The organism is Microcystis sp. M165S2 (assembly GCF_020245885.1).
Classification (GTDB): domain Bacteria; phylum Cyanobacteriota; class Cyanobacteriia; order Cyanobacteriales; family Microcystaceae; genus Microcystis.
Genome location: NZ_JADBTZ010000118.1, coordinates 1 through 20,819, shown reverse-complemented (window position 1 = coordinate 20,819; position 20,819 = coordinate 1). Strand labels below are relative to the sequence as shown.

Below are 20,819 nucleotides of genomic sequence, written 5' to 3'. Positions count from 1 at the left end.
GCCAAGCTTTTCTGGTCGGAACCCCCTAAGCCGAGTTTTCAAGGTGCTGCGCCGTCCACTTGGTTTTCGAGACTGGCCTTTTAATTCTAACGTAAAGCCAACCTAGAACGGCGGGGTTTCAGACCCAAAATTTCCGATGATTAATAATAAAAGCGCGGCTCAATCTCAAAAATCTATGCAGGTGGAAGAATTAAAACAGCTTTATGATCAGGACTTTGTTTTGTGGATTGAGCGAACCACCGAACAAATTCGAAGCGGGGAGATGAAAAATTTAGATTGGGAACATCTTTTAACGGAGATAGAAGATTGGGGGAGAGAACAAAGAAACCAAGTGGAAAGCTATCTAATTCAAACCGTTAAACATTTATTAATGTATCAGTATTGGCTGACTGAAAAAGGTAATTGTGGCCAGGGATTGGCCGATGAAATCGATAATTTCCGTCTAGAACTAGAAATTTTATTCCAGTCAAAAACCCTCTACAATTATGGGGCTTCTAGGTTAGATATAATTTATGATAAAGCCAAGCGATCGGTGAGCAAAAAAACTGGTTTATCTTTGGATACGTTTCCGCAAGTTTGTCCTTATACCTTTGCAGAAATTATAGATTTTGATTTTTTACCAGTTTAGAACACGAGAATTAAAGGCAAGAAAGAAAATTATCGTTATAATGAAGTTGTGGCTTATTCTTGAATCGGCTTATTCTGTCAGCGATAGAGTATTATGGGTCAAAAATCTTACGAAGTTTTCCAAGCAGTGGAAAATAAAGCTAACCTTCTAGCGGGTTATTGGGGTGACTTCAAAACGGAGATTATTCAGCATTTGCCTGAATCCTATCATGGTGAAATCCACGAACTTTCTAGTAACCTAGAGAAAGCTTTAGAAGTGTTAATCAATGAATTGCGCCATCCTACCCTGATTTTAGCGACGACTGGCACGACGAGCAGTGGTAAGAGTACCTTAGTGAATCTCCTGTGTGGTGCTGATATTGTACCGATGGCACAGCGAGAAATGAGTGCAGGAACAGTTACCATTGAGTATAGCGAAGAAAAGACTTTAATTATTGAAGAAACACCTGGAGCATTGTGGGAATGCGGGAAATGGGAAAAGATTAGCGATGAAGATATTTATAGTCGCTTAAAACAGTTAATGAAGGCTTATATTAAAGCCAGAAAAAAACAACCTGATTTAGCTTATCCTCGATCTATTATTTATTATCCTTTTAGACTGGTTAAAGATGAAAGTTTCTTAGAATTGCCTAAAGGGGTTAGAGTTAAGTTATTAGATTTACCTGGGTTCTCTTATGTAGGAGATGAGGGAAATCTTGGGATTATAAAACAATGTCGTGAAGCTTTATGTTTAGTAACATATAACAGCGCAGAAACAGATCCTTACAAAGTTGATAATTTGTTATCAGAAGTTGTTAATCAAGTTAAAGATTTAGGAGGCTCTCCTGCACGAATGCTATTTATTTTAAATCGAATTGATATATTCAGATCAGATGATGATTGGCAAGAAAGTGAAGGTGAGTTTATTGAAGAAACGACTGAAAACATTAAGGAAAAACTGATCGAGAATTTAAGAGAATATACAAAAGATATTGAAAATTTGAGAATTGTAAAACTGAGTACATGGCCAGCCTTATTAGCTTTACAAATTCAGGATAATAAAAAATTGCTTCAGGAACTGCTAGAGGAATTACCTAAGAGAGAAGAAAATTGGTCAGAGCATGATCAAACTAGACTTGAGAAAGTATTAAAACCCTATGAGCAAGCCATAGATAACTTTCAAGTTTTAATTAAGGAAATGATGAAGCGAGGAAACTTAAGTCTTGATCCTAAACAATGGACTATCTCTCAACAAGAACAAATTGCTAAAGAGTTATTCAAACAATCCTATGCAGAAGAATTTGAAGACAAACTAAGCAAGCACATAGCAGAACATTTTCCTAAATTAGTTATTCCCCAAGCTCTAGAAAAATTTAATGTAGCGGCGGGAAATAGTATTGCACAATGGGCAGTACAAACTACCACGGCAATTCTTAACAGTTCGGAAGAAAATTATCAACAGGAAATCGAAAAAATCTCATGGATTAAATCTTCCTTAGATCAATTTCTTCAAGTGAGTGATGCTAATTTACGAAAGCCTTTTGAAAAAATTAAACAAAACTGTGAGGAGTATTTAAACCAACAAACAGAAGATGATCCCCTTTCTATATTAACAGAAGCTATTACCGATCTTCAATTTACTGAACCTTATAATGAAATTGAAGAAAAATTAGTCCCTCTCTATGATTGGAGAAATGCTCTGGGGAGAGGAGTTGACCAGATTTTAGAAGCAGTTGCAGAATCTTTAGAAAATGGCATAGTTACGCTAGACCATCCTAATTTTAGAAAAGCCAGCATTGCTAATGTTAACTTGCTAGAGCGTAATCTGAGAAGATTAATCCAACTGGGCTATAGTCATTATTTCGCCAAAAATGGACAAAATGTAGTTACAAAAACTCAGGAAGAAAAAGAGAATCTTAAGCAAAAAAATTATGAACTTAACGAACTGTCTATTCATCTTAGTCTGATTATAGCGCAAGTGTTGGATAAAATTTCTACCCAAGAGATTCAGCGAATGTATGAAGCAGTAAATGAATTATTCATCTGTCATCTTGCTTATTTAGAAAAAGGTTCTAATGAACGCGCTCCTGATATTGTGATTAGATTTCCAGAATCCGAGTTAAACAAAGTTACAAATGATCTAAAATTTGATTTTGTTAGGCTTGATTCGGACTTTGAAATTAAAGAAGAACAATATACCGAAAAATGCAGAACTTGGAAACATTGGTTATGGATAGTTCCCAAAAAGGAAAAACGATCCAGTGAAAATGCAAAAATTCCAAGTATAGGACAAATTTTAGCCGACTGGAAAAAACAGTTAAAAGAAGTTGAACCTGAGATGTTAAAACAAGTAATAGAATGGCTATTAGCACAAATTGACGATTTAAAAAAAAGTGTAGATAAAACTCAAAATGATATTCTTGATCAGTATCGAGATAGACTAGAAAAAGCTAGACAGGAGATTACTTTTGATTATGAAAAACAGCAAAATGTGTGGCAACCTATGCAACAAAGAGCGAAAAGATTAGAAGAGGAATTTTCTCGACTAGGAAATTTTGAAAAGGAGGCTGATTCCAGTGGTAGTTGAATACTTTGAAACCAGATATCAGCAAATTTTTGAACAAGTTTTTCCTCACATTAAAAGTCAGGAAGTAGGTACTTTAAGCTCTGTCATTTATTTGATTTTAGATAATAAAAGCCAAGCCCAGGAACTTTGTCAAGAATATGATATTAAAAAAAAGGCTTCTTTAGATGAAGATTTAGATTTATCTGATGATATTATATATACAATTTCTATCAATAAACAAAAACCTGTTAAAGAATTCTCTATCCTTAAAATGGGGGGAGAACTCGTTAAAAATGTCTCCAGACCACTTCGTAAATCAGTAGATAATGATAAGGACAAAATGGAATTAATTGTACTCGCTGCTGTTATCTTAATCGGAACATATTTTACTCAAAAATTGTTAGGGGATTCCCGCAAACAAAACACAATTCATCCTGTACTTCCTAGCCAACCCATTCCTACAGCGATTTGTCTAGCTGTTCCTGCATCAGCAGTTTATGGCTTAACTGTAGGAAAGCGGATAAATAGAGAGAAAATCATTGAACTAATTGAATCTGCCCCAGAGTTTTTATGTATTAGAACAGAGGAAGCTGAACAACAAATGATAGATGTTATTAATCAAGAAATTTTACAAGACAGCCAACTTAAATTTTATATTAGGATTGACATACCCAATGGACAAGATATTATTGGTGCAGAAACTAAATATGTTATTAAAAGGGATATACCTAAGGATACAGAGGGTAAAATTATACAGCTAGGTCGCTTGAGAGATGCGTCTGTTCTCAAATCATTCAACCGTATTTAAGGAGTTAATTTAATGGATTGGAAATCTGCCTCATCCTACTATGAAACCCGTCTCAGTGATGTCTTAAATATCCAACATTTTGCTGTTGACTTAGCCAAACTTCCCCAAGCTGAAGTTCCCTCTCAATTAACAGAAATCCTCATGCAAGAGGCAATACCTGCTAACCGTCAACTCGAAAGACTGAGAAAAAGAGAATTTCGTATCGCTGTTGTTGGCTTAGAAAAGGCAGGAAAAAGTACCTTTATTAACGCCTGGTTAGAATGTGATTTACTTCCTGCCAAAGGAGGAAGATGTACCTTTACCACCACGCAAATTTATTCCGTTAAAAGCGAATCTGAACAAAGATTAGAAGTGCAAACCCGCACCCAAGAACAATTTATTCATCTCCTCAAAGAATTAGAAACCGTTGGCGCAAAAGAAGACTTAAAAACCATTAGAGAAAACGAAATCACCCTACAACAAGTCAGAAAGGAAGGTAATTTAGTTATTCCTTTTACTCGACTCGAAGACATCCGAGAACAACTAAAAAAATACGTTGCCGATGAAAAATACGCCCATGCAGTCCTAGAAGCCCGACTTTATACTAATAAACTCGCTCAAGCAGAAGGAATCGTCTTTTATGATGTCCCTGGTTCAGATTCTGGGTTAGCCAAGCACGTTGATGAAGCCCAACAAATGTTATCCGACTGTGATGCAGTCATCGTAATTCAGCGTTTTCGCAGTATTAGAGAAGCCGAATTAGAAATTATTAAATTTACCGAACAAGGTGATAAGAATGTCACCATTGCTGATAAATTATTTGTCTTTTTAAGTCATATTGACTCTCTCGGTAGCCCAGAAGCCCTTAAAACTCATATTACAGAAGCCTCTCAGGATTGGTTAAAACGCGCTAATTTACCTGTTAATCGCATTGTTTCTGGTTCAGCAGGAGCTTATTTAATCTTAAATAATCTGGCGGAAGAACATACTCAATTAGAAATCGGACAAGCCAGCAATATTCAAGATAAATTAAAAACTTTAACTGGAATTATAGATGATGAAATGTTAAAAACTCAAGCTACAGGAATCCCTGAAATTAAAGAAAAAATCTTTAATTATATTAATACTGAGCGAGTGGCAATTCTCAAGAAACGCTGTGAAGCTTCCATTGATAAAATTGTCAGCACCTCAGAGGACATTCATCATCTTGTCAGTCAAAGATTTCCCGAAAATCCTGAGGAAGCACAACGCTTTGAAGAAGAAAGAAGAAGAATTGATTTTTCAGAATGGTGGCATAGAAAATGGGAACAGATAAAAGCTGATTTACAAAATTTTTATGAAACATCTGTCATTAACAAACCCTTAGAAAAAGTTAATAACGAATCTTCCAGTAGTATCGAAAAATTCAAAGAACGCTATAGGCAATTGTTAGCCAGTGAAATGGCAAAATTAAGACAAGAAACTTTAAGAAAAAAAGAAATTATTTTTGACGCAAATTCTTTTCCAGACTTCGACAAGGTAAGAGCTAATTATGCTTGGCGGGATGACTTATATGGGGATGTTAGAACATTTTTGGCTGCCCTTGCTCGACAATTAGCGGCAGAATTAAAAGATGAAGCCTTAAAATTAGTCGATTATATGTCCTCTTTATTATGGGGAAGTTCTCAAGTAAAAGAACGACTTATTGGTTATTCAGAACAGGAGTTTTTAACTCGCTTAGAAAATAGTTTATCAGTGTTATTTTTAAGATTTGCTCGTCCCGTTGCTGAAGCATTAATTCGCGGTCCTGTTAACAGTGATACCCGCAGCCAAATTGTCAAATTATTGGGGGCTGATGTGGAACTGATTGATAACTATTATCAAGGAGATGAACCGGCTTTTAGGGTCTTAAAAAAATACGTTAAATATGGTTCTGATTTACTCTTTAATCCTAGTCTTCGTCAACAGGTGTTAGGTGTAACAGAAATTGCCAAAAACTTTATCGGAATGACGGTAGATACAGTTATCGATTTAGCCGACCAATTAACCCCACCCAGAGAGGTTGTTACCTTTGAAGTAACTAATGATATTAACGCTTTTGAAGAATATCTACGCAATGGTATTTTTGAAGCCGCAGGATTTGAGTCCTACTGTATTCAAGAATTAAGAGGATTAGTGGATATTTTTCGAGAAAAAGAAGGAACATGGGCAGGTGTCGCTCAAAACGAATGGTATAAAGAGAATCCTCAGCTTGTAGCAGAATTACCCGCTAATTTGAAATCTCAAGAATTTAATTTAGAAGTTAGTGAACGACTGAGACAATTAGCAATTGCCTTGAAAAGAAATAGTTCCTCTCAGTAGCGTTAGCTATAGCAAAGCACCGCTATTATTGCGACGATACTTCATACATATATACTATAATAACCAAAAACCCTTATCCATCAATGGATACACCCATTAACTTTTCTGTATGTACCCATGTTTATTATAATATTTCTTAATAAACAAGTGGGGAAAGTTTAGGGGAAAATTCCCTAATCGTAATTCTCCTCGGCAACAAAAGGCGTTAGATTTATTCGGGGTTTCCTTGGGTTGAATCGGCAGCAGTATCGACTAATTCAAAGGATTAGACAAGAATTTACCAAGGTCAAGGTCGATGATCGCACTAAAATAAGCTCTCTCAGTGTTAGTTATTATTACCCGTTCGGATCAGCTTAGGAAAAAACTTGAGAAAAGTTTCATATTAGATTATAATTTTCGTTTGAGACTGTCATAGGAGATTAAAGGTATGTCTCGATTTATTAAGCGTTTAGAAGCGATTGGAATACATGGAAGATTTGATATTAATCTTGATTTTAAAGATCGAGTTAATATTATTCATGGAAGTAATGGCACAGGCAAAACAACTGTATTGCATATTCTTGCTAATGCCGTCAACGAAGATTTTAGACGTTTTGGCTATTTAAAATTTCAAAAATTAACCATTACATTAGATGATGATACGGAAATATTGATAAAACAGCAGAATTCTCCTCAAGAACCTCAAGAAACAGTAACAAAAGTCTTTGTTAATAATCAAGAAGTTGATTCTTACCGTTTTGCAGAATTATTAGAAGAAGAAAAGCAAAAAGAAAATAGCGAAATTTTATTGCCTGCACGTTATTATCCATCATCTTCTAAGAAGAAGCAAGATATTGACTTAAAAGCAACTTATTTCCCTGCTTTTAGAACAATGATTGAGGCATGGGCTACCTTAGATGAAAATGAAATTAGACATTTTGCCCGAAGATCACCTAATTTTAGAAAAGTTCTAAGAAGTTCCGCCAGATCAACCGAATTAGCTCGGATTCTATTTGGGAAATTTGTCCCTAGACTTGAGTATCCTTCACCGATAGAAATAGAAGAACATATTAATTCAGAATTAACAGAAGCTCAATTAAAAATTGCTAGTCTTGATAGAAATTTGCTTTCACAAGCTTTTCTTCAATTTTCTCAAGTTATTTCTCAATCATTTGAGACAGACGATAATACAAAAGAGCCAGACGAAGTTATTACAGAAATAATAGAACTTTCGGAAAAATTGCAAAATTCACCTTTTCAAGTTAATCGTGATCAATCAGATGATGTTTATAAAAAATTAATAGAACAGTTGAGATTCTTTGAATCAGAGCCAAAATACAAAACTATTGCTAGTAGAGTTTTATCAGTGTATAAAAGTTCTCTTCAACAAAGACTAGATGCACAAATAAAAGCTTATTATACTATTGAAAGATATCTTGAATCAGTCAATGGATTTTTAGAGAGAAAGCAATTAAAAATAGGTTCTACAAGCTTACCTCAAGGCAGAGGGAAATTAGGTGTTAAAATTGGTGATGAAGAAGCTATTCATAGTCTGCAAATTTTGTCTTCTGGAGAAAGACAAGTCGTAGGTTTAATTTATGCCGCCAGTCACATGACAGGTGGTAGGGTTGTTTTAATTGATGAACCTGAAATTTCACTTCACATCGATTGGCAGCGTAAATTATTACCAGAAATGGTTAAACAACTTGATGAGAAACAACTCATTATTTGTACTCATTCTGCTGTGATTGCATCCAAATATCGAGAGAGAATGATAAAACTTGAACTACAACCAACGGCAAACGCTAATATAAATACTGATACTCTTGACAGTGAAGATCAAATGTATATACTAGATGATGATGATTTTGAAAACATTCCCTTTTAAAAATTTAGATAAGTATCGACTTTATGAACGGATTACAGTTAACTCCTGAAGAATACGTTACTGAAATAATTATGTCAAATGATAGGTTTTTGTTGCTAGAAGGAGCCGATGATGAGGATTTTTTTACTATTATTTGTAATCTTTTAAAACAAAATGAAGCTCAGATTTCAGCAGAAAAATTATATTTATTGAAAAAAATTATTATTGATACTGCGGAGCGAATACAAGGAGAATTAGGAAATAGAGCTAAGATAGAAAAAATCTGTGATTTAGTTGCCCAAGAGCCGCCAGATGTTAACAATAGAGTTTTGGGCTTTGTTGATCGAGAATTTAGAGAATTTGAATGGAGCAATGATTTAAAAGATCATATTAAAACTCATAAAATTAACAAGAGATTAATTTGGAGTAGAGGTCATTCAATTGAAAACTATTTTTTTGAAATATCAACGTTGAGAAATGCATTCAACGATTATTTAGTCAGTAGTTTTTATCAAGAAGCATTTGAAATTTTTGAATCTAAATTTGAGCATACTCTCAGAATAGCTTGTGCTTTGAGTTTAGCAGGTTTATCAGAAAATTTACTTAAGCTTATTGCTAAATCAGTAAATTGGCAGTGTATAGATATCACCTCCACATCTCTGAAAATTGATTTAGAAAAATGGTGTAAGATACTGAATGAAAAACAAAACCTAGATCGATTTCGGATTCAAAAGCTATTTAATAAATTTGAAGTCTATTTGAATATGACCAATCAATGTGACATTGAAACCTCAAGATGGTTATCTCATGGACATATAGGATTTAATTTTATGTTTGTTGTTTATAGTAAATGTCTTTATATAACAGCCTTAGACTTATCGGATCCTCGGAAAAATCCTAGTCAAGAAGCCGAGAAAGTTAATCAATATAAAGACACACGCTTCCGCACAGTAGCAAATGCTTGGGTTAGAAATCAATCTGTAGAATTTCAAGGTGATAACCTTAATGATTTTCCAATCAAGTGTTTTTGGATGTTAATCAACGATTTTCAATAACAAATGATAGAAAAAAAGGGAGGTTTAAGAACCCCCCTCAACAGTTAATAATTAGATGAAAGCTAAATTAGTAGCGGCCGGCATTGGGTTTATGAACAATAAAGCTCATGGTTTGACATTGTTTGATGTTGTCAAAAGCGATAACGCGGATGTAGCAATCAGAATACTCGGTGCGGCACTCGCGAACTTCATTAAGAACTTCTTGGGGGCTAGAAACAGAGAATAAAGGCAGTTTCCACATCGTCCAATGATAATCTGCGGGTTTGGGATCTTTTTCAAATTCCACAGCAGGAATATAACCCTGATCGATCATGTATTGAATTTGTTTAGCAATTTGTTGATCGGTGAGGGGGGGCAAGTAGGAGAGGGTTTCGTAACGCTTCTCTTTAGGTAAAGTTTTCATGGGTTTCTTGATTCCTTATGGGTTGGGTAGATCATCAACATCGAGATTTAATTCCGATGTCTCTGGTTGACTTATAGCAGTACGGGTGAGACGTTCCAAAAGTTGCCGACGATGTTCGGTATTGTCATTAATAATTCCCGTTTTTACCATCTCTGGCAAGAACTCTAAAACCTGTTCGGCTAAATGTTCTCTTACCGTCATGATCCGCAAAACTAACTCTTTATTCTCAGTCATTAACCCCGCAATATAGGCCTCGCCATCCTGAATGGAATGGCTAGAGGTATAGTGACTCAGCCAAATAGCTAAAGTCGGATTAGTTTCTGACAATTGATCGATAATCGTGCGAACCGCTTGGTAAGTTAGGTAACTTTGTAAGACTTTCGCGGTATCTTGAACAACTTTTTTCGGATACATTTTATACAGTTTTCAGTTATTGGCTAGGCAGTTATCAGTGTTGAAATTCTAACCACTGCTTGCCGATTTTGGGCAAGTCCCCGGCATTATTTTCCACCGATAACTGCTAACAACCTTCTGAAGGGCTGTATTAGAGGGTATCCATAGCCTCGAACTCGAATTTGATTTCTTTCCAGAGTTCGCAAGCGGCAGCCAGTTCAGGACTCCAACGGCAAGCTTCCCGGATCACGTCGTTACCTTCGCGGGCCAAGGAGCGACCTTCGTTACGAGCTTGGATACAAGCTTCCAGAGCCACACGGTTAGCGGTTGCACCCGGTGCGTTACCCCAGGGGTGGCCGAGGGTTCCACCACCGAACTGTAAGCAGGAATCGTCACCGAAGATTTCCACCAGCGCGGGCATATGCCAAACGTGGATACCACCAGAAGCAACGGGCATTACCCCGGGTAAGGAAGCGTAGTCTTGGGTGAAGAAAATACCACGAGCGCGATCTTCTTCTACATAGTCTTCACGCATCAGGTCAACAAAACCCATCGTGATTCCGCGTTCACCTTCGAGTTTACCAACAACGGTTCCAGAGTGGAGGTGATCACCACCAGAGAGACGTAAGCACTTAGCTAAAACGCGGAAGTGGATACCATGATTTTTCTGACGGTCGATAACCGCGTGCATTGCCCGGTGAATGTGGAGCAGTAACCCTTTGTCGCGGCAGAATTTCGCCAGGGTGGTGTTAGCGGTGAAACCACCGGTGAGGTAGTCGTGCATGATGATCGGGGTTTTGATTTCGGCAGCGAATTCAGCCCGTTGCATCATCTGCTCGCAGGTAGGAGCGGTTACGTTTAAGTAATGTCCTTTAACTTCGTTGGTTTCTGCTTGGGATTTAACGATCGCCTCCTGGACGAAGAGGAAACGATCGCGCCAACGCATGAAGGGTTGAGAGTTAATATTTTCGTCGTCTTTGGTGAAGTCTAAACCACCGCGGAGACATTCATAAACGGCACGACCGTAGTTTTTAGCGGAAAGGCCGAGTTTGGGTTTGATGGTGCAACCGAGTAGGGGGCGACCGTATTTGTTTAATTTGTCCCGTTCAACGGTGATACCGTGGGGAGGACCTTGGAAGGTTTTGATTAAAGCGACGGGGAAACGGATATCTTCTAAACGGAGACCGCGTAGAGCTTTGAAACCGAAAACGTTACCAACGATCGAGGTGAGGATGTTGGTGACGGAACCTTCTTCAAATAGATCTAAAGGATAGGCAACGAAACAGAAGAATTGGTTATCTTCGTTGGGTACGGGTTCGATATCATAACAACGACCTTTATAGCGATCGAGGTCGGTTAAGTTATCGGTCCAAACGGTGGTCCAGGTACCTGTGGAAGATTCCGCCGCTACTGCCGCACCTGCTTCTTCAGGAGGAACTCCGGGTTGGGGTGTCACCCGGAAGCAAGCTAGTAGATCGGTATCTTTGGGGGTGTAGTCGGGGGTGTAGTAGGTCAGGCGGTAGTCTTTTACGCCGGCCTGGAAACCTTTGGATTTGGCTTGCACCATTGGGATTATTCCTCCATAAACTGCATGATTAGTCGCACCTGTAAAATCTCGCCGTCAACCGACATAGATTTTTCTTAAGCTCCTTTCCCCTGCTGCCAAGAGCGAAGTTAGGGAGCAATTTTCACTAATGTTTTTTTCAACTGATCATCTTAACACGAACTTTATCCTATTCTGATCATTTTTTTTCCCTATCTCTAAAATTTTGATTGTTTTTTTTTCTCGGGGGGATTAGTTTCTTTAATCTGTCGTCATCTAACTTTGATAATCTCTACAAAAACACAAAAAAATCAACAAAAATTTACCTGATTGACACGCAGAAACTTCTGCTCATCAGGCTTTGAGCGATTAAAACTACTCTTTAATTGAGGAAGATTATCAATAATTACAACCTCAAAAAATTGTCGGCAATCGCTAAATATTAACTGGATTTATAAGCAATTATACCCAGTACCTAGAGGACAGTTAGATAGCAGTGAACTCTAGATAAATTAGGTCTAATTACTCAGTAATTATTGTTGAGATTTTTGGCTTGTGAACGATTATTTTCCCCTTCAAGAATTATGGTTATTGTTGCCATTAAAACGATGACGTTCTGGAAATAGCGTGACCAATAACTGATTGATATAGACCTTTCCGACCACAGATGCTTGATTCGGTCGGTTAGTAGTAGATGCTTGTTCTCTGGTTTCTGGAGGACTGGCCTCGGCGACCATTTCCTCGCTATCCCAAGGACTGACCACGGTTTCGGCCACCGCTTCCTCCACTGACGGCACTGGGGACACTTGACTGACTACGGGTTGCGGTTCCGATGGGGTCGCTGACACCTCGATGGTAATTTGACGGGAAGTATCTCCGATCAGGGAACCGGACGGCACGATCGACATCGCTGCCACAGAAGCATTAAAAATCGTTGTGGTTGACCCAATACAGGCATTCTCACCGATTTCACCCTGACCGACTATTAGAACTCCTGTACCTAAAATTGCTCCCGCACCGATAGCAATAACACCCTGATAGGCGGTTAAAATCGTTCCCATACCCAGGCAAGCACCCGCACCGATAATTATTTGGCTATTGGGGGCTGCTCGGAGAATCACCCCCGGAGCCACGATCGCACTCTCATCAATGGTTACATCACCATTGACATAGAATTCCGAGCGGCTAATAGGTTGAACGGGGGGTAAGGACATAATTGACAGTTATTCAGTGATCAGTGATCAGTGATCAGGGGTTAGGGGGTAGGGGTTAGAGTTTCGGGGATTTTTCCCGATCCGCCAACACCTAACACCTATCTCCCTTCACCGATCGCCGAGTCCTGAAATTAAGGGCGTTGAATAATCGATTCGAGAACACGGCGTTTCGCTTGGGAGTCAATCCCGATCAGACGGACGTATTCCCCTTGATGGTCGCGCAGACAGGTTTCTAAAGCGGCCACCACATCGGATTCGCGACTGCTATCGATCGGGGTGCAGCTTTGCCAAGAACCGGTTTTAAAACGACGTTTATCCGCGTGTTCACTGCCAATTTTGTGACCTTGGTTCAATAAAGAACGTATTTGAGCGATCGTTTCCGCCGTTAAGGTACTGGTTAAAGTGGCAGTACCGCCGCCAGAGGAACCGGCAGCATAGCTTTTGAAACTCGGTTCAGCAACGGTGGCGGTTTTACTGCTGCCATTACTAGCCACCGAACCATCGGGGCGCTGGATCACCGTTTCTAAAACCCGTTTTTTGGCTTTAGCATCGATACCGAGTAAGCGGACATATTCGCCGCTATGTTCCCGTAAACAATCTTCCAAAGCAGTAATTACATCGGATTCGCGATTACTTTCGATCGGGGCGCAACTCTGCCAAGAACTGGTTTTAAACCGGCGTTTATCCGCGTGTTCGGTGCCGATTTTGTAGCCTTGGGCGAGCAGGGAACGAATTTGAGCGATCGTTTCGCCACTTAAGCTACCACTGCTGCTATAACTGGCTCCGTTACTGGCGGGGGTGCTGTAGCTGCTGGCTTTGCCGCTGCCGTTACTAGCGGGGGCGCTGCCGGGGCGGTGAATAATCATTTCGACGACGCGTTTTTTCGCTTGCGGGTCGATCCCGATCAGGCGGACGTACTCATCGCTATTTTCAGTCACGATCGCTTCAATATCGCGAATGATGCCCGCTTCGCTCTTGGTTTCGATCGCCGGTCCAGTTAACCAAGAACTGGTTTTAAAACGGCGTTTATCCGCGTGTTCAGTGGCGATTTTCAGCCCTTGGGCGAGCAGGGAACGCACTTGTACGGACAGGTCCGAATTGCCGTTACCGTTGCCATGACCGCCGTGGACGGCGGTGGTGGTGCGGGCCGGTTCTCCCGGGGTGTCTTCGGGGCGTTGGATAATCATTTCCAGTATGCGCCGTTTAGCGGCGGGATCGACTCCGATCAGGCGGACGTATTCGCCTTGCAGGTCTCTCAGGGAGGCTTCTAGGGATTGGGATACCTGTTCTTCGCGGCCGCCGTCGATAAAGCCGGCACTTAACCAAGAACTGGTTTTAAAGCGGCGTTTGTCAGCGTATTCGATGCCGATCTTGTAGCCTTGGGAGAGGAGGGAGCGAACCTGCGCTCGAATGTTTGTATTTAAACTCATAGGTGTCACCGAATTTCTATATAGCGTCTCATTAGCGATGTTTATAGCGGCTGCCGGTGGCGGAGTCGCTGGTCCTTGGGCTTTGACCGGGACGCTGGGGGCGAGGTCGATATCGACAATGTGACGGGTGAAGGCTCGATCGATCTCTGTGACATCGGGTAAGCGATCAGCCTGTTGTTGGCTGGTGATCACGGAACCGGATGGCACGAATTTCCCGGCGGGGATTTCCACGTCTTGAACGAGGGCGTGCATCATGACGATGCAATCGGCCCCGATGCGGGCGTTAAAGACGGTGGAGCGAAAACCGATAAAACAGCGATCGCCCACATAGGCAGGCCCGTGAATGAGTGCCATGTGGGTGATGCAGCTGCCCCGGCCGATCCACACCGAATATTCTCGGCCGTCATCTCCCACCACACGGCTTTTTTCTAAACCGTGGATGATTGCTCCGTCCTGAATTTTGCTGTCGTCGCCAATGTGAAAGGGGGTTCCTTCATCGGCGCGGATGGAAGTCCCCGGAGCAATCACCACTCGCGCCCCGATCTCGATAGCGCCACTGAGGTTAGAGAAGGTGTGCACTTTGGCACTCTCGTCTATGTGCGTTTCCTCTGGGGATTTGGTCCGCTTTTTCGGACTAGCCGCCGTTGTGCGGACGACCATAGTTAGTCTTCCTCCATACTGAATTTGGCTGGCTGGTTGTTACTTAACTGTGTTTGGGTCCTATCGATGTTTAACCAGATTGACGAAATTCGTCCCTCTTGCTGTAGAGGGTGCGATTTTCTACGGTTATAGTGTCAATAATCCCCACCACCATCGCGTCAAGGGGGCGATTGTTCTGTCCGTCTTCGATACGGGCGGCTCCTCCCCGGGACACTAGCACCCATTCATTAATCCCTGCTCCGACAATATCACCCGCTACTTCGTATTTAGGCAAAAGTTGCCCTTGCGCGTCGATGAATTGCAAAAGCAGAAGTTTCACTCCCGTCATACTGCGCGGTTTCAGGGAGCTAACGACGGTGCCGCAAACTTTGGCAATTTGCATGGAATTTGTTTACACTAAAAGTTAGTTGCGCTCTAGATTCGTCTTAAAGGTTGCGGGTTAACACTTTCACGAAACTGTTCCACGGCTTCTGTATAACGGATGGGAAGAACATATTCGAGGTTTTCGTGGGGACGGGCGATGATGTGGGTCGAGAGGACTTGACCACCTTTAACACGATTAGATGCCGCTTCTGTCCCCGCCGATACGGAGGCCTGTACTTCCGAAACGTCCCCCCGGACGATGACGGTGACGCGACCACTACCAATTTTTTCGTAACCTACTAGGGTTACGCGGGCGGCTTTCACCATGGCATCAGCCGCCTCGACGACGGCCGGGAAACCCAAGGTTTCCACCATGCCCACTGCAATTGACATAATATTTTTGTCTCCTAATGGTTGGCTTTCTTCGAATCTATAGATGCTGACCCCGATCAACGGTGTTTAATAGCTGCGGAATTGCTCTACTTCTTCGGTGTAGCGAATGGGCAGCACATATTCGAGGTTTTCGTGGGGACGAGCGATGATATGGGTAGATAGCACTTGTCCTCCGTTAACCCGGTTGGCGTTTTCCACTCCTGCGGCCACAGAAGCTTGCACTTCTGAAACGTCTCCCCGGACAATGACAGTGACGCGACCACTACCGATTTTTTCGTAACCCACTAGAGTCACCCTGGCGGCCTTGACCATGGCATCGGCCGCTTCCACAACGGCGGGAAATCCTAGGGTTTCAATCATTCCTACTGCAATTGGCATTTTTTTGTTCCTCGCTTGTCAAGCCAAACTAAACTATTAATTTCGTTAGCGTTATCAACTTTGTTTCAGTCAAATTCTTTCCTTGTTACTTTTCCTGCTCTAGCTTTGGTGGCAGTCGGGATCGTGGCAAGGTGGGTAAGACCATCCTGAATTTTATCTCGATCGTGACCGTTTTCATCCACTATTTTTATTTTCTAGGGCCGGTTGGTAAAAATTTGACGAGTCAGGCAAAATTATCAACCTAAAAAAAGCATAGGAAACTATGACACCTTTGACAATATAAAACATTATGATTATTTCTCATCTTCAGGTTAACGAAAGTTAATCATTCCTTGATTTCGCTCATCAGCCTCAGCAATTCTCAGGAGATTTACCGCCGAAACCTTTGCTATGAGCCGATTTTCGCTTTAACTTCTCCCTTGGCGGCTTGCTTGTCTCTGCCGGATTTATTGGCAGATAAAAGCCTTATTTTCCCTGATTTCGCCTTTTTTATAATTTTTTTATACTATATCTGCACTTACCCCAGACAGAAATACTAAAAAATTGACAAAATCCTTACTGCAGGTCGCTTCTAAGAAAAAATTGACTCACCACTAGGTACATTTTCTGCTTGAAAGTAGAGCGATCTTGTTAAATTGTAGCTTTTGATACTGTTGCGGATGTGATAATGTGTATTGTTGTGTTCAATCGCCTTTGGGGTTGGGTGCGGCTGTTGCTTGAGCCACCCTGTAAGTAAGTATAATTAAATTGAAGCGGCAGAGAAAGCCGATCAGGAATATTTAGAAGGGCGCGATCCTGGCAAATCTAAAGCAGAGTTGAAGGCTGAGTTAGGATGTGGCGTTACATCATCTTAAAACCAGCCAAGCGTTATAAAACGGTTACAAGGAAACACCAAAATGAGAATCCTAAGCTTAAGCAGATTGATATGATGATAATGTATTTCCCCGGGGGTCAAAAATGTGGTTGAAAATCGTACAAATCGGCAATTCTCAAGGAATTACAATTCCTCAAGCGATTATGGAACAGTGCGAACTCACTGATGAAGTCGAAGCGATAGTCGAGGGTAAAAAAATTATTCTGAGTGCTAAAAAGAAGGTGAGAGAGGGTTGGGCTGAGTTGTTTGATGACGAACCCATCGAAGCAGAGTTACAGGATTGGTTAGGGGTGGAAAATGAGTTTGAGCGAGAAAACCAATGGTAGAAAGATTTGCCGTAGTTCTAGTAGAACTCGATCCGACTAGGGGTTCTGAACTGCAAAAAACCCGACCTTGTGTTATTGTTTCCCCTAGGGAGATCAATGCTCGGTTGAGAACAGTAGTTATTGCTCCAATCACCAGTACGGTTAAAAAATACCCAACCAGAATCCCGATTGATCAAAAAAATGTGCAAGGCAGTATTGCCTTAGACCAAATTAGAGCGATTGACAAAACCAGAATCGTCGCCCAAGTTAGCCATCTCGACGAACAAATGGCAATGTTAGTGGCTGATCGCTTGGTTGAATTTTTTCACTACTAATTTTGGGATTATAGTTCGCAAAGAGGAAATATCTCAATTGTCCCAGGTGCATCCCTAGTTAGGGAGAGGAATGTAAAGATTTATTAAATATAGAGAAATTGCGGCATGAGATATGATTGATATGGTTGCCTATTAGTCTAAGTCAAATGAACATTGAACAAGTTATCATTAAAAACCTAAGAAAACTTCCCTTAGAAAAACAACAAGAAGTGTTATCCTTCACCGAATCTCTCACCTCAAAAATTTCCCTCCCTTCCCCAGATTATAGTCTCACTCCCCAGGAAAAAGCTCAAAAATGGCAGAAAGTAATCGCTAAACTTCCTAAAACAAGTGCGAATTTACCTGATGAAGCTTTACACCGTGACACTATGGATGAAGACTAATGACTCAATATTTACCGGATACTAACATTTTGCTTCGGGCGGCTGATACGTCTTCAGCAACTTATTCTCTTGCTAATAATGTAATTACTCAAATCGTTGAAACAGCTAATGAATGTGTTATTATTCCTCAAGTTTTAATTGAATTTTGGGTAGTTGCAACCCGACCCCTTGATGTTAATGGTTTAGGTTCGACTCCAGCACAAGCTACAAATTATGTCAATGATTTATTAGATAACTTTACATTAATTGCAGAAACCCCGGATATTTTTCCCCTTTGGTTTCAATTAGTCACCATCTACAACATTAAAGGAAAACGCACCCATGATATTAGGCTTCTTGCTGTCATGAAAGCTTCTAACATTACCCATTTATTAACCTTTAATCCTGATGACTTTATCCCTATTCCCAATATTACCATCGTTCATCCGCAAGATTTGATTAATTCCCAATAATTAAGCAGCAAATCCGACATACCGCACCACAATCCCTCCCGGAAGCGGATAGGTCGCCCGAGCAGGAGTAAAACAGGGGAAAACACCTGAAACTCCTTCCTCTGTGAATCACTGTTTTATGGCGAAAGGAGAAACAGCAGTCTAGAAAAGAGTTCTGGTATTATTTATAGACATCGCCGCGAGGTTTAATAGTTGTAATGACGTATAGATTGTTATCTCTATCTTCAAAAAACAACACTCGATACTTACCCACTCGCAATCTTAGTTCATCTCTTCCGTAAAGGGGTTTAATATCTAATTTTGTAGAATCCGAAATCAAAGTATCCAAAGCTTCAAGAATACGAATTTGGTCATTTTTTGGCATTCTTTCTAAGTAGCGTTCTGCTTGTCTAAGTAGAATATAATCAGCCAAGTTTATCTCCAAATAGTTTGTATTTTAATTCTGTTGAAGTGATTCCAGTATCTCGACCAGATAAATAATCTTGCCATGCTGCTTGGCTTTCAGCAAGTTCTTCGGCTGGAATGATCTCATCGTCATCTTTTGGCGCTAGGGTCGGCTTGATGATAGTTTTTAAATCCTCTAAAAGTCGCAACCTATCCGTAAGGGGAAGATTCTCTATTTGGCGGAGGATTTCATAGTAAGTTGTCATAGACCTTGATCGTATCAGATAATCCGAACACACCTCGAATAATACCACATCCAGATACTAACCAAAAATGGTAAAAGCGGTGGGCTGTTCACAACCGACTTGGTTCTGCGGTTTCTTTATCGGGATTAAGAAAGGAATATAAAGATTTATTAAACTGTAGCTTTTGATACAGTTAGAGGAAAATATGTATGTATTGTTTTGCTATCCACCTTTGGCGTTGGGTTGGGCTGTTGCTTGACCTGGCTGCGAAGGAGGCGATCGCACTCATTGTACGCTGGTTAGGGAGAGGAATGTAAAGATTTATTAAATTGCTGCGTAGAATGCCGTTCGGGGGGGGGGGGGGGAGAAATTAACCAGAACACACAAACTGAATTGGAGTTATAATGAACAGCAAATTTACCCATAGTTTCTTGGGGTTCTTGGCCATCGCTACCCTGGGAACATCAATTTTGCCAACGCAAGCTCAAGCTTCCACAATAGTGCTAAACAGTGGCCAAGTAAGTGGAAATCCGGGAAACCCAGGTCAAACAGATAGCAATATTACCTACTGGACAAAGGGGATACCTGTAAATCCACTGTCGCCAACTCCCTTCACAGCGGCCGATTTTGCCAAAGCTAAGGGGATAGGTTGTTCTGGCTCTGATATATGCGGTTCTGCTGAAGTACTTGCAGCTCACCCTGTTGGGATTCCTTCTCTCCCAAGCGCTCCCAATGCGCGATGGATTAACTGGAAGGTGGATTCGTCATTTTTTGGTTCTCCAGCAGCTTCGGTGCTATATGCCTATCGTTTTACCGTACCTGAACCAACCATCCAAAACGCTGCGATCAAAATGTATTGGGCAGTAGATGATTTTTTGGGAGAATATCCAGGATATCCTGATCCCAACCCAATTGGAGTATATATTAACGGTTACGCCCTGAATAGTAGTTTCAGCGGTGCGGGCCGTGATCAAGAATATTCTGCCTCTCAATCAATTCCGTCAAATTGGTTAAACCCAGGATCAAACAACTGGCTTTATGTTTACCAAAGAGATGCTGGCGGCGCGTTAAGCGGTACTATTTTCGGCGCACATATCAGTGTTAATGTTCCCGAACCCAGTTCTATTATTGGTCTTGCAGTCCTCGGTACTCTCGGCGCAGCTTCAACCCTCAAGCGCCAACTAAAATCATGTAAAACCTCAGAAAAAGAAACCACAAAAGTAGGCTAAATTGCTTCTAAAAATACCATAAATGCCCCTTCATTTACTCCCTTGAAGGGGATTATTTTTTCCTTCATCAACAATCTGTAAAACACTGCTGTATAAAGGTGCAGCAACCCAAAATCCTGCTTGATTGATCAAAGCGTCTAGCAAGGGTTTCACCTCAGAGATTAACCCTCGATTTTTAGCCTCAACCAAAATGCCCAGAATTCCTGTGTATCGAAGATTAAGTCTAGTAGCAATTCTACGACCACGACGCTCATCAATCAAAACTTGATCTGCTCTTAACTCAAGTGCCAAAGCAATAGCCTCAGCTTCTCCCCTATCAAGTTCATCAGCAAGAAATTCAATGACTGTGCGGTTAGTTACGGTTCGAGTTTGAATCCAATCTAAGGTTTGGACTTCTATTGAACCTGCTACCGGAAAATCAGGCTCAGTTAATTCTCGATAAACTGCTTCGGGAATAAAAACTATTTCGTAAAGTTGTTGTAGTAGATAGGGTCTGCTGAATAATGGTAAAACCCTTTTAAAATAAAGCTTTTGACCTGTTAAAGTCCGATGTTAGTGCAAGAAAATAGGATTGGGACTTTCAAAAACCTTGCATTATCCTTCTTGTAGTACATCGCTTGGTACAAAAAACAAGG

The 20,819-nt window shown here is 40.7% G+C and carries 21 protein-coding genes and 1 pseudogene; 11 read left to right on the top strand and 11 right to left on the bottom strand.

Annotation, left to right across the window (positions count from 1 at the left end):
* Positions 1–136 precede the first annotated feature (136 nt).
* The 6 genes from IM479_RS06235 (at position 137) to IM479_RS06210 (ending at position 9,200) form a co-directional block, all read left to right on the top strand.
* Positions 137–628, top strand: a complete 492-nt coding sequence (locus IM479_RS06235) for a DUF29 domain-containing protein (RefSeq protein WP_287684260.1) — start codon at positions 137–139, stop codon at positions 626–628.
* A gap of 93 nt (positions 629–721) precedes the next feature.
* The gene (locus IM479_RS06230; protein ID WP_287078466.1) at positions 722–3,193 is read left to right on the top strand and encodes a dynamin family protein; all 2,472 of its coding nucleotides are present in this window, start codon (positions 722–724) and stop codon (positions 3,191–3,193) included.
* Entirely contained in the window at positions 3,183–3,980 is a 798-nt protein-coding gene (locus IM479_RS06225; protein WP_286823701.1) for a hypothetical protein, read from the top strand. Before IM479_RS06230 ends, IM479_RS06225 begins: the two co-directional genes overlap by 11 nt.
* 12 nt (positions 3,981–3,992) lie before the next feature.
* Entirely contained in the window at positions 3,993–6,299 is a 2,307-nt protein-coding gene (locus tag IM479_RS06220; RefSeq protein WP_287684258.1) for a dynamin family protein, read from the top strand.
* A gap of 427 nt (positions 6,300–6,726) precedes the next feature.
* Entirely contained in the window at positions 6,727–8,166 is a 1,440-nt protein-coding gene (locus tag IM479_RS06215; RefSeq protein WP_287684257.1) for an AAA family ATPase, read from the top strand.
* A 23-nt stretch (positions 8,167–8,189) separates the two neighbouring features.
* On the top strand, positions 8,190–9,200 hold the full coding sequence (locus IM479_RS06210) for a DUF4435 domain-containing protein (protein ID WP_287684256.1): 1,011 nt from the start codon (positions 8,190–8,192) through the stop codon (positions 9,198–9,200).
* Positions 9,201–9,267: 67 nt separating this feature from the next.
* Here IM479_RS06210 and IM479_RS06205 read toward each other — a convergent pair whose 3' ends face one another.
* The 8 genes from IM479_RS06205 to IM479_RS06170 all read right to left on the bottom strand — a co-directional run bounded on the left by IM479_RS06205 (position 9,268) and on the right by IM479_RS06170 (position 15,977).
* Entirely contained in the window at positions 9,268–9,603 is a 336-nt protein-coding gene (locus tag IM479_RS06205) for a ribulose bisphosphate carboxylase small subunit (protein ID WP_286823697.1), read from the bottom strand.
* Between the two features lie 15 nt (positions 9,604–9,618).
* Positions 9,619–10,017, bottom strand: a complete 399-nt coding sequence (gene rcbX / locus IM479_RS06200; protein WP_002732424.1) for a RuBisCO chaperone RbcX — start codon at positions 10,015–10,017, stop codon at positions 9,619–9,621.
* Between the two features lie 130 nt (positions 10,018–10,147).
* Positions 10,148–11,563, bottom strand: coding sequence for a form I ribulose bisphosphate carboxylase large subunit (locus tag IM479_RS06195; protein ID WP_002753365.1), 1,416 nt, complete (start codon positions 11,561–11,563; stop codon positions 10,148–10,150).
* Positions 11,564–12,114: 551 nt separating this feature from the next.
* Positions 12,115–12,753 carry a beta-carboxysome scaffolding protein CcmN gene (ccmN, locus tag IM479_RS06190; protein ID WP_287684255.1) on the bottom strand — a complete coding sequence of 213 codons (639 nt, stop codon included), beginning with the start codon at positions 12,751–12,753 and terminating at the stop codon, positions 12,115–12,117.
* A 131-nt stretch (positions 12,754–12,884) separates the two neighbouring features.
* On the bottom strand, positions 12,885–14,843 hold the full coding sequence (locus tag IM479_RS06185; RefSeq protein WP_287684254.1) for a RuBisCO small subunit-like domain-containing protein: 1,959 nt from the start codon (positions 14,841–14,843) through the stop codon (positions 12,885–12,887).
* A 70-nt stretch (positions 14,844–14,913) separates the two neighbouring features.
* Entirely contained in the window at positions 14,914–15,225 is a 312-nt protein-coding gene (ccmL, locus tag IM479_RS06180; RefSeq protein WP_002759323.1) for a beta-carboxysome shell vertex protein CcmL, read from the bottom strand.
* Positions 15,226–15,257: 32 nt separating this feature from the next.
* Positions 15,258–15,599: a carbon dioxide-concentrating mechanism protein CcmK gene (locus IM479_RS06175; RefSeq protein ID WP_002733426.1), complete on the bottom strand. Its 342-nt coding sequence runs from the start codon at positions 15,597–15,599 to the stop codon at positions 15,258–15,260.
* 66 nt (positions 15,600–15,665) lie between these two features.
* The gene (locus IM479_RS06170) at positions 15,666–15,977 is read right to left on the bottom strand and encodes a carbon dioxide-concentrating mechanism protein CcmK (RefSeq protein WP_002734613.1); all 312 of its coding nucleotides are present in this window, start codon (positions 15,975–15,977) and stop codon (positions 15,666–15,668) included.
* A gap of 957 nt (positions 15,978–16,934) precedes the next feature.
* On the opposite strand from IM479_RS06170, the gene IM479_RS06165 reads away from it, so the two are divergent.
* The 4 genes from IM479_RS06165 (at position 16,935) to IM479_RS06150 (ending at position 18,326) form a co-directional block, all read left to right on the top strand.
* Positions 16,935–17,177: an AbrB/MazE/SpoVT family DNA-binding domain-containing protein gene (locus IM479_RS06165; protein ID WP_271975531.1), complete on the top strand. Its 243-nt coding sequence runs from the start codon at positions 16,935–16,937 to the stop codon at positions 17,175–17,177.
* Positions 17,171–17,491, top strand: a complete 321-nt coding sequence (locus tag IM479_RS06160) for a type II toxin-antitoxin system PemK/MazF family toxin (RefSeq protein WP_287684253.1) — start codon at positions 17,171–17,173, stop codon at positions 17,489–17,491. The genes IM479_RS06165 and IM479_RS06160 overlap by 7 nt, the downstream gene beginning before the upstream one ends.
* A gap of 146 nt (positions 17,492–17,637) precedes the next feature.
* The gene (locus IM479_RS06155; protein ID WP_287684252.1) at positions 17,638–17,874 is read left to right on the top strand and encodes a hypothetical protein; all 237 of its coding nucleotides are present in this window, start codon (positions 17,638–17,640) and stop codon (positions 17,872–17,874) included.
* Entirely contained in the window at positions 17,874–18,326 is a 453-nt protein-coding gene (locus IM479_RS06150; RefSeq protein WP_287684251.1) for a type II toxin-antitoxin system VapC family toxin, read from the top strand. The genes IM479_RS06155 and IM479_RS06150 overlap by 1 nt, the downstream gene beginning before the upstream one ends.
* A 160-nt stretch (positions 18,327–18,486) precedes the next feature.
* Here IM479_RS06150 and IM479_RS06145 read toward each other — a convergent pair whose 3' ends face one another.
* A complete protein-coding gene (locus tag IM479_RS06145; protein ID WP_416361014.1) occupies positions 18,487–18,690 on the bottom strand; it encodes a type II toxin-antitoxin system RelE family toxin in 204 nt (67 codons plus the stop codon).
* A 40-nt stretch (positions 18,691–18,730) separates the two neighbouring features.
* A complete protein-coding gene (locus IM479_RS06140) occupies positions 18,731–18,976 on the bottom strand; it encodes a hypothetical protein (RefSeq protein WP_158198478.1) in 246 nt (81 codons plus the stop codon).
* A gap of 419 nt (positions 18,977–19,395) precedes the next feature.
* Here IM479_RS06140 and IM479_RS06135 point away from each other — a divergent pair, with 419 nt between their 5' ends.
* The gene (locus tag IM479_RS06135) at positions 19,396–20,184 is read left to right on the top strand and encodes a PEP-CTERM sorting domain-containing protein (RefSeq protein WP_287684249.1); all 789 of its coding nucleotides are present in this window, start codon (positions 19,396–19,398) and stop codon (positions 20,182–20,184) included.
* Positions 20,185–20,214: 30 nt separating this feature from the next.
* Here IM479_RS06135 and IM479_RS06130 read toward each other — a convergent pair.
* Positions 20,215–20,673 (bottom strand): annotated as a pseudogene (locus IM479_RS06130) (PIN domain-containing protein); the annotation flags it as partial.
* Between the last annotated feature and the right edge of the window lie 146 nt (positions 20,674–20,819).